This window comes from Burkholderia stagnalis (assembly GCF_902830275.1).
Classification (GTDB): Bacteria; Pseudomonadota; Gammaproteobacteria; order Burkholderiales; family Burkholderiaceae; genus Burkholderia; species Burkholderia stagnalis.
Genome location: NZ_CADESW010000012.1, coordinates 216232 through 225466, shown reverse-complemented (window position 1 = coordinate 225466; position 9235 = coordinate 216232). Strand labels below are relative to the sequence as shown.

Below are 9235 nucleotides of genomic sequence, written 5' to 3'. Positions count from 1 at the left end.
CTCCGCTTCAAGGTGCGCTGGGGCAGGCGCACGACGCGCTTGGCGGCGCGGTTGGCCAAGTAACGGGCGCACTGGGCAACGTCGGCGGTGGCTCGAACCCCCTGGCTCCGCTGCAAGGTGCGCTGGGGCAGGCGCACGGCGCGCTTGGCGGTGCGGCCGGCCAGGTAACGGGCGCGCTGGGCAACGTCGGCGGTGGCTCGAACCCCCTGGCTCCGCTGCAAGGTGCGCTGAGCCAGGCGCACGGCGCGCTTGGCGGCGCGGTTGGCCAAGTGACCGGTGCATTGGGCAGTGTCGGCGGCGGCAATCCGGCCGACGCGCTGGCCAACGCGGTGAACGCGATCGCAGGCCAGGTTGGTAGCGGCTCAAGCCCGCTTGCGCCGGTGCAAGGCGCGCTGAACCAGGTCGTCGGCACGCTCGGCAACGGCAACCCTGCCGGCACACTCGGCAACGCGGTGAACACGATCACCGGTACGGTCGGCAACGTCGGCGGCGGCGCAAATCCGCTGGCTCCGGTGCAGGGCGCGGTGACCCAGCTCGCCGGCACGCTCGGCGACAACGATCCGGCCGCTGCGCTCGGCAACGCCGTGAGTTCGTTGACCGGTGCTCTCGGCAACCTCGGCGGCACGAATCCGCTGGCGCCGGTCCAAGGTGCGGTGACGCAGGTCGTCAACACGCTGTCCGGTGCCGGTGGCGGCAGCCCGATCGCGCCGATCACGAACCTCGTCAACGGCCTGCAGAACGCGTTGCCGACCGGCGGCAACCCGGCCGGCGCGCTGACCGGTGCGCTGGGTTCGGTGACGGGCGCGCTCGGCAGCCTCGGCGGCACGCATCCGCTCGCGTCGCTGCAGGGTGCGCTGAGCCAGGCGCAAGGCGCGCTGGGCGGCGCGGTTGGCCAGGTGACGAGTGCGCTGGGCAATGCCGGCGGCGGGTCGAATCCGCTGGCCCCGCTTCAGGGCGCGCTGAGCCAGGCGCAAGGCGCGCTGGGCGGCGCGGTTGGCCAGGTGACGAGCGCACTGGGCAATGCCGGTGGCGGGTCGAATCAGTTGGCCCCGCTTCAGGGTGCGCTGAGCCAGGCGCAAGGCGCGCTGGGCGGCGCGGTTAGCCAGGTGACGAGCGCGCTGGGCAATCTCGGCGGCGGCAATCCCGCCGCTGCGCTGACCGGCGCCGTGAATTCGGTGACCGGCGCGCTCGGCAACCTCGGCGGCGCGAACCCGCTGGCGCCGGTGCAGGGCGCCGTGACCCAGGTCGTCAACACGCTGACCGGCGCGGCCGGCGGCAGCCCGATCGCGCCGATCACGAATCTCGTGAACGGCCTGACGGGCGGCCTGCCCGGCGGCAGCAATCCGGCCGGCGCGCTGACCGGTGCGCTCGGCAACGCGGGTGCACCGCTGTCGCAGGCGGCCGGCGCACTGACAGGCGCGCTGGCGAACGGTCCGGCACAGTTGTCGCAGGCCGGCGGCGCGCTCGCGGGCGCGGCCGGTTCGACGGCGGCGGCCGGTGGCAGCCTGATGGGCTCGGGCGCCAGCGCCGCGGGCAGTACGGCAGGCACAGCCGGCGCACTGCTGACGACCGGCGCGAACGCGACGGCCACGGTCGTCAACGCGGCCGGCACCGCAGTCGGCACGGCGCTCGGCTCGACGCCGGGCCTGTCGGTCACGCCGCATTCGAGCGGCGGTTCGCCGAGCAACCCGCTCGCCCCGGTGTCGTCGCTGCTGACGACGCTCACGGGCGCACTGCCGAAATAACGCAACCGGACGGCGGGCACCAGGCGGGCGTTGCCCGCCGCCCGCCGGCACGCGCGCAAGGCGGCATGACAGCGATGTCATGCCGCCTTTTTCTTGCGATCCCTCGTCCGCCCGCTACACCCGCAGTCGCCAGCACCTGCATAAATGCGACGGAATAATCGGCCGCGCTCGTCCGTTTATTTACCGAGTCACGGCGTCGTCGCGCGGCGGGATAATTTCCGCATCGAAGTCGATCTCCCGTTCCGCGACGGCGGCGTCCGCGCAAAGCAGGCGGCGCCGCACGCGCCGCGATGTCACGCGAAGGAGAACCGGAATGAAACGGATACTGCTCGTCGTCGCGCTGACGGCCGGGGCGTCGCTGCCCGCGGCCGCGGAGCCGCCGCAGGTCAGCGGCGGGAAGCTGGTCGACGAAGACCACATGACGCTGTACACGTTCGACCGCGACGCGCCCGGCAAAAGCATGTGCGACAGCGGGTGCGTGGCGAGCTGGCCGCCGGCGCTCGCCGACGCGTACGACAAGGCGTCGGGCGCGTGGAGCATCGTCAGGCGCGACGACGGCAAGATGCAATGGGCGTACAAGGGCCATCCGCTGTACCGCTGGAGCATGGACCGCAAGGCGGGCGATGCGGGCGGCGACGGCATGGGCGGGATGTGGCACGTCGCGCGGCCGTGATGGCGCGCCCGTGTGCGAGGCATCCGGATGAGTTACGAATCGGACCTGCTCGTGTGGCTGCCGCGCCTCACGCGGTATGCGCGTGCGCTGACGGGCGACCCGGCGTGGGCCGACGATCTCGTGCAGGACACGCTCGAGCGTGCGCTGAACAAGCCGCCGCGCGTCGCCGGCAATCTCTGCGCGTGGCTGCTGACGCTGCTGCGTCACCGCTTCATCGACCAGCTGCGCGCGCGGCACGAGATCGCGGTCGACGACGCGACGGCGCCCTGGCAGACGATGGCCGCGCCCGCGGGCGAGATCAGCGGGCTGCTGCTGCGCGACGTGCAGCGCGCGCTGTACCGGCTGCCCGTCGAGCAGCGCGAGGTGCTGCTGCTGGTGGCGCTTGAGGAGCTTTCCTACCAGGAGGCCGCGCAGGTGCTGGCGGTGCCGGTGGGCACGGTGATGTCGCGGCTCGCGCGGGCGCGCGAGCACATGCGCGCGCTGCTGTCGGACGAGCAGTCCGGGCGCGGCGCCGCGCCGCTACGGGTGATCGGGAAGACATGATGGACGAATCGCGCAAGCCCTCGAACGAGCACGATGCCGACGTGTCGGCCCAGCTGCTGTCCGCGCTGCTGGACGGCGAGCTGTCCGGCGCGGAGCGGCGCGAAGTGCTCGACCGCCTGCAGGCGAATCCGGAGGATGCCGAACGATTCGCGCATTACCGCGCGCAACGCGCCGCGCTGCAGGCGCTGTTTCCGCTGCCTGCCGCCGCGCCGGCGCTGTTCGTGCAGCGCCGCGCGTCATGGCGGCGCAGCGTCGCGATCGGGCTCGGCGGGCTGGCGGCCGGCGTGCTGCTCGGCATCGCGCTGCACGCCGGATGGACGGCGTTCGGCAACGAGCTGGCGTTCGCGGCGCGCGCGGACGTCGCCTACGCGGTGTACGCGGTCGACCGCCAGCATCCGGTCGAAGTCGGCGCCGGCGATCCGGAGCGGCTCGCGGCATGGCTGTCGGCGCGCGTCGGCCGGCCGGTCCGCGCACCGTCGCTCGCTGAGTACGGCTACGCGCTGATCGGCGGCCGGCTGTTGCCCGGCGTGTCCGGCCCGGCCGCGCAGTTCATGTACGAGCGCGCCGACGGCGAGCGCGTGACGCTGTACGCGACGGTGTTCGCCGGGCACGACCTGAAGCCGCGCGCGTTGCGCGCCGACGGCCGCCGCACCTATTTCTGGGCGGATCGCGGCATGGGCTATGCGCTGTCCGGCCGCGGCGACGATCCGCGCCTGCGCGAGATCGCGATGGAGGCGTGCGGCGCGCTCGGCGGCCGGACCGACGTATGGAAGGGTTGACGCGCGCGTCGCGCGGGAACGGAGATTGCGGAGGGTGCGATGACGCGAATGGCCCGGATCCTGTTGATCGCGCTGGCGGCCTGCGCAGGCGCCGCGCGTGCCGCCGAGGACGTGCCCGTGCACGTACCGGTCGACGCTGACGGCGTGCAGCGGGTCGTGATCGTCGGCGGCAGCTATTTCTTCCGTCCGAACCATGTGATCGTGAAGGCGCGCGTGCCGGTCGAGCTGACGGTGTCGAACGGGACCGGGTTGATTTCGCACAACTTCGCGATCGACGCGCCGCAGGCCGGCATTGCGGTGCGCACCGAACTGACGACCGCGCCGAAGACGTTCCGCTTCACGCCCACGCAGGCGGGTCGCTTCGCCTACTATTGCACGCATCGCCTGCTGTTGTTCAAGAGCCATCGCGACCGCGGCATGGAAGGCGTGCTGGAGGTCGAGGAGGGGCCGTGATTGCCGGATGGCTGGCCGCCGCCGCGCTGCTTGGAGCGAGCATGACCGCAGACCCCTTGACCGTCGCGCAGGAACGTTTCGAGCAGGCGAGCTCGTACCGGGCGACGATCCGCTCGTCGCCGCGGCATGGCGAGCGCACCGAAATCCACTATGCGTACCGCAAGCCCGGCTACATCCGGATGGACTTCGTGTCGCCGCATCATGGCGCGGTGCTGATCTACGATCCGGCGAGCGGCAAGGTGCGGCTGCGGCCGTTCGGCGCGCACGTGCCGCCGGCGCTGTCGCTGTCGCCGGCCAATCCGCTCGTGCGCGACGCGAGCGGCCACCGGGTCGACCAGTCCGATGTCGGCGAGCTGCTGCGCAACGTGCGCGCGCTGCAGGAAGGCGGCGTGACCGTGACGCAAGGCGAGGAGACGGTCGGCGGCCGGGCCGCGCTGCGCGTGAGCGTCACCGGCGCGCCCGCGCACGCGGTGGCGGGCGTGCACCGCTACCAGCTGTGGCTCGACGTGCGCGACGGCTTTCCGCTGAAGGTGCTCAGCTTCGCGGATGGCGACGAGCAGCCGCTCGAAACCGTCACGCTCGACGATATCGAGATCGACGTTGCATTCCCCGATCACTTCTTCGATCCCTGAATCCCGACGCGCCGGAGGCGGCATGGCTGAGTACCGGTTTTCGACGACGTGGCGGGTGGACGCGCCGTTGGCGGCGGTCTGGCACGCGATCTACGAGGCCGACCGTTGGCCCGCATGGTGGAAGAGCGCGGAGCGCACCGTCGAGGTCGAGCACGGCGACGCGCACGGCGTCGGCGCGCTGCACCGGTACACGTGGAAGGGCGCGCTGCCGTACCGGCTGACGTTCGACATGCGGGTGCTGCGCGTCGAGCCGATGCACTCGCTCGAAGGCCGCGCGAGCGGCGCGGTCGAGGGCGACGGGCGCTGGTCGTTCGCGAACGACGGCGAGCGCACGGTCGTTCGCTACGAGTGGCACATCCGCACGCACGTGCGCTGGATGAACTGGCTCGCGCCGCTCGCCCGCCCGCTGTTCAAATGGAATCACGACGTCGTGATGCGCGAAGGCGCGCGCGGGCTCGCGCAGTGGCTCGGCGCGTGCGTCGAATCGGACGGCCGTTCGTTCCTGCCCGCCGCCGGCGCGTGACGCGGGCGGCCGGGCGGCGTGCCGGGCTGTCGGCGGCGCCTTGCCCCTGTCGGCGAATCCCTACACGCGGGCCGGCATAAATATGACGTGAAGATCAGCCTCCGTTGATTTGATTCCCGTCAATCGTTGCCGATACTTTCCTCACAACAAACGTATTTCGTTTTTCGTCCGACGTGATCGAGCCCGTTTCGAGCCCGAACCCCGCACGACGGACGCCTTCGTGCCCCGCTCCGCAATCGAACGTCGCATGAGGCTTGGGTGGCTGGATTCTTCCCTGTCGAACCAGCAGCTTCATTCCCGGCATCGCACAACGAAACGGAGACCGACATGAGCCGCGCAGCACGAGACCTGATCGAATTGCAACGCCTCGCCCAAAGCGGCGCAGGCGCACTGACCGAGCATCTTTTACGCGAACTGGCGAAGCATCTCATCGCCGCGGGCGTGGCCGACTCGCGCGGCGGATGCTGAACGCGGCGCGCCCGGCGCGCGGCGACGGAACGGACGTCAAACCGGCGGAGGGCGCCGGGCGAACGGGGCGACCCGCCCGGGCGGCCCCGCCTGAACGGAGAAAAGACGTGAACAACAGCGACACGCTCGACTCGATCCGGGACATCAACATTTCGTACCTGATGCTCGCGCAGCGCCTGCTGCGCGACGACCGCGAGGCCGGCATGTTCCGGCTCGGGCTGTCGGCGCCGCTCGCCGAGCTGCTGTCCACGCTGACGCTCGCGCAGACGACGCGGCTCGCGGCCTGCGACCAGCTGCTGTGCGGCTTCCGGTTCGGCGACCACGCGATGCTGTCCGCGCTCGCCACGTCGCCGAAGCAGGCGGACGTGTCGCACACGCATGCGGCGATCCTGCTCGCGGGCCAGCCGGCCGCGCAATTCTCGTGACGGCGCGGCCATGTCGAACCCGAGCCTGATCGCCTATGCGCGCGAAGTGTCGCGTGCGGTCGACCTGATCGAACTCGGCGCGCGCATGCAGCTGCTCGAATCCGAGCTCACGCTGTCGCGCGAGAGACTGACCCGGCTTTACCGCGAGGTGAGGGGCGTGTCGCCGCCGAAGGGCATGCTGCCTTCGTCGGCCGACTGGTACATGACGTGGCGCGGGAACATCCATGCGTCACTGTTCTACAACACGTACCTGTTCCTGAAGGACGAGGCGTGCTGCTCGCACCTGGATGCGCTGACGAAGGGCTACCGGCTGTACCGCGAGCACTGCGCGCACGCGGGCATGGACGTCGAACTCGACCTGACGCGCGCGTGGACGCTCGTGCGCTTCTTCAACGGCGGGATGCTGCGGATGACGCAATGCGGCCGCTGCGGCGGCAAGTTCGTCGCGCACAAATACGATCTGCACGGACGCGGCGCGTGCGTGATTTGCCAGCCGCCCGCGCGTGCGGGCAAGATGACGAAGCCGGCGATGCATTGATGGTTCGCGTGCCGGCCCGGTAAGTCGGGCCTGACCCGTGCGGTCGCCCGATCGCTGCCGCCCGCGCACCGATTCGACACCCCGTGCTTACCCTGTGTCCGATCTGGCCCCGATCGCCGATGCCGGCAGCGGATGCCGGCATCGGCTGGGTATTCTCGTCATATCCCCATGTTTTAAAAAGACATTTCAGGTTTCTTGAGGGGCGCGGCGGCGCTTTGCGCCAGGCCAAAAAAACCGCCATTCCCCCTTCTTGAATTTGTCAAAACCCGTCCATATAATTAGCACTCGCTGCACGAGAGTGCTAACAATTCTCCGCCTGGCGTCGTGCCGGGCGGATTCCCAAAGCGTTCTTCAATCTCAGTCAAGAGAGGAGTGAATATGAACCTTCGTCCTTTGCACGATCGCGTGATCGTCAAGCGCCTGGATCAGGAAACCAAGACCGCCTCGGGCATCGTGATCCCCGAAGCTGCTGCTGAAAAGCCGGATCAAGGCGAGATCCTCGCGGTCGGCCCGGGCAAGCGTGACGACAAGGGCGCGCCGATCGCGCTCGACGTGAAGGTCGGCGATCGCGTCCTGTTCGGCAAGTACGCTGGCCAGACCGTCAAGGTCGACGGCCAGGAACTGCTGGTGATGCGCGAAGAAGACATCATGGCCGTGGTCAACGCCAAGTAAGCGTCCACCGACGGTACATATTCCCAAGAATTCAAGGAGTTAGAAGATGGCAGCTAAAGACGTCGTATTCGGCGATTCCGCCCGTTCGAAGATGGTCGAAGGCGTGAACATTCTCGCCAACGCAGTCAAGGTCACGCTGGGTCCGAAGGGCCGCAACGTGGTGCTCGAGCGCAGCTTCGGCGGCCCGACGGTCACCAAGGACGGTGTGTCGGTCGCGAAGGAAATCGAGCTGAAGGACAAGCTCCAGAACATGGGCGCGCAAATGGTCAAGGAAGTCGCTTCCAAGACCAGCGACAACGCAGGCGACGGCACGACGACGGCAACCGTCCTCGCGCAATCGATCGTCCGCGAAGGCATGAAGTACGTCGCATCGGGCATGAACCCGATGGACCTGAAGCGCGGCATCGACAAGGCCGTTGCAGCGGCCGTCGAAGAGCTGAAGAAGATCAGCAAGCCGTGCACGACCAACAAGGAAATCGCGCAAGTCGGCTCGATCTCGGCGAACAGCGATTCGTCGATCGGCGATCGCATCGCTGAAGCGATGGACAAGGTCGGCAAGGAAGGCGTGATCACCGTCGAAGACGGCAAGTCGCTGGCCGACGAACTGGACGTCGTCGAAGGCATGCAATTCGACCGCGGCTACCTGTCGCCGTACTTCATCAACAACCCGGACAAGCAAGTCGCCGTCCTCGAGAACCCGTTCGTGCTGCTGCACGACAAGAAGGTGTCGAACATCCGCGATCTGCTGCCGGTGCTGGAACAAGTCGCGAAGGCTGGCCGTCCGCTGCTGATCATCGCAGAAGACGTCGAAGGCGAAGCGCTCGCAACGCTGGTCGTCAACAACATCCGCGGCATCCTGAAGACCGTTGCGGTCAAGGCGCCGGGCTTCGGCGATCGTCGCAAGGCGATGCTGGAAGACATCGCGATCCTGACCGGCGGTCAAGTGGTTGCGGAAGAAACCGGCCTGACGCTCGAGAAGGCAACGCTGGCAGAACTGGGCCAGGCGAAGCGCATCGAAGTGGGCAAGGAAAACACGACGATCATCGACGGCGCAGGCGAAGCCGTGAACATCGAAGCGCGCGTCAAGCAAATCCGCACGCAGATCGAAGAAGCGACGTCGGACTACGACCGTGAAAAGCTGCAAGAGCGCGTGGCCAAGCTGGCTGGCGGCGTTGCAGTGATCAAGGTCGGCGCTGCGACCGAAGTCGAAATGAAGGAAAAGAAGGCACGCGTCGAAGACGCGCTGCACGCAACCCGCGCTGCCGTTGAAGAAGGCATCGTCCCGGGCGGCGGCGTCGCGCTGATCCGCGCACGTACCGCGATCGCAGGCGTGACCGGCCTGAACGCCGATCAGAACGCCGGCATCAAGATCGTGCTGCGCGCGATGGAAGAGCCGCTGCGCCAGATCGTCACGAACGGTGGCGAAGAAGCGAGCGTCGTGGTGGCAGCGGTTGCTGCAGGCAAGGGCAACTACGGCTACAACGCAGCGACGGGCGAGTACGTCGACATGGTCGAGGCCGGCGTGGTCGACCCGACCAAGGTCACGCGCACCGCACTGCAGAACGCAGCTTCGGTTGCAGGCCTGCTGCTGACGACGGACGCAGCCGTCGCGGAACTGCCGAAGGAAGACGCTCCGATGCCGGGCGGCATGCCGGGCGGCATGGGCGGCATGGGCATGGACATGTAATCGACTTCGGTCGATGCGGTCCGGAACGCGCAGCAGTGCGCGTTCCGGCCAAAAGAAAAGACCCGCAGCGATGCGGGTCTTTTTTTGTTTGTATCGA

Annotated in this window: 12 protein-coding genes; all 12 read left to right on the top strand. The window is 68.7% G+C overall.

Going from position 1 to position 9235, the window contains the following annotated elements; all coding sequences use genetic code 11:
• Window positions 1-1745: beta strand repeat-containing protein (locus tag HWY45_RS21680; protein WP_176118387.1), on the top strand; the 1745-nt coding region annotated here is incomplete at its 5' end.
• A gap of 313 nt (window positions 1746-2058) precedes the next feature.
• On the top strand, window positions 2059-2418 hold the full coding sequence (locus HWY45_RS21675) for a COG4315 family predicted lipoprotein (protein WP_059802413.1): 360 nt from the start codon (window positions 2059-2061) through the stop codon (window positions 2416-2418).
• Window positions 2419-2445: 27 nt separating this feature from the next.
• Window positions 2446-2961 (top strand): sigma-70 family RNA polymerase sigma factor, encoded by a 516-nt coding sequence (locus HWY45_RS21670; protein ID WP_059565329.1) that lies wholly within the window; start codon window positions 2446-2448, stop codon window positions 2959-2961.
• Window positions 2961-3740 (top strand): anti-sigma factor family protein, encoded by a 780-nt coding sequence (locus tag HWY45_RS21665; protein WP_059885054.1) that lies wholly within the window; start codon window positions 2961-2963, stop codon window positions 3738-3740. Before HWY45_RS21670 ends, HWY45_RS21665 begins: the two co-directional genes overlap by 1 nt.
• A 39-nt stretch (window positions 3741-3779) precedes the next feature.
• Window positions 3780-4193: a hypothetical protein gene (locus tag HWY45_RS21660; RefSeq protein WP_059885051.1), complete on the top strand. Its 414-nt coding sequence runs from the start codon at window positions 3780-3782 to the stop codon at window positions 4191-4193.
• A 41-nt stretch (window positions 4194-4234) separates the two neighbouring features.
• Window positions 4235-4825, top strand: coding sequence for a LolA family protein (locus HWY45_RS21655; RefSeq protein ID WP_059802409.1), 591 nt, complete (start codon window positions 4235-4237; stop codon window positions 4823-4825).
• A 22-nt stretch (window positions 4826-4847) separates the two neighbouring features.
• Window positions 4848-5348: an SRPBCC family protein gene (locus HWY45_RS21650; protein ID WP_059802407.1), complete on the top strand. Its 501-nt coding sequence runs from the start codon at window positions 4848-4850 to the stop codon at window positions 5346-5348.
• Between the two features lie 327 nt (window positions 5349-5675).
• On the top strand, window positions 5676-5816 hold the full coding sequence (locus HWY45_RS21645) for a hypothetical protein (protein ID WP_124490332.1): 141 nt from the start codon (window positions 5676-5678) through the stop codon (window positions 5814-5816).
• A 107-nt stretch (window positions 5817-5923) separates the two neighbouring features.
• On the top strand, window positions 5924-6241 hold the full coding sequence (gene flhD / locus HWY45_RS36910) for a flagellar transcriptional regulator FlhD (protein ID WP_059885080.1): 318 nt from the start codon (window positions 5924-5926) through the stop codon (window positions 6239-6241).
• Window positions 6242-6251: 10 nt separating this feature from the next.
• Entirely contained in the window at window positions 6252-6779 is a 528-nt protein-coding gene (gene flhC / locus HWY45_RS21635) for a flagellar transcriptional regulator FlhC (RefSeq protein WP_059565334.1), read from the top strand.
• 378 nt (window positions 6780-7157) lie between these two features.
• Window positions 7158-7451: a co-chaperone GroES gene (locus HWY45_RS21630; protein WP_011544732.1), complete on the top strand. Its 294-nt coding sequence runs from the start codon at window positions 7158-7160 to the stop codon at window positions 7449-7451.
• Window positions 7452-7497: 46 nt separating this feature from the next.
• The gene (groL, locus tag HWY45_RS21625; protein ID WP_059565335.1) at window positions 7498-9138 is read left to right on the top strand and encodes a chaperonin GroEL; all 1641 of its coding nucleotides are present in this window, start codon (window positions 7498-7500) and stop codon (window positions 9136-9138) included.
• Window positions 9139-9235 lie beyond the last annotated feature (97 nt).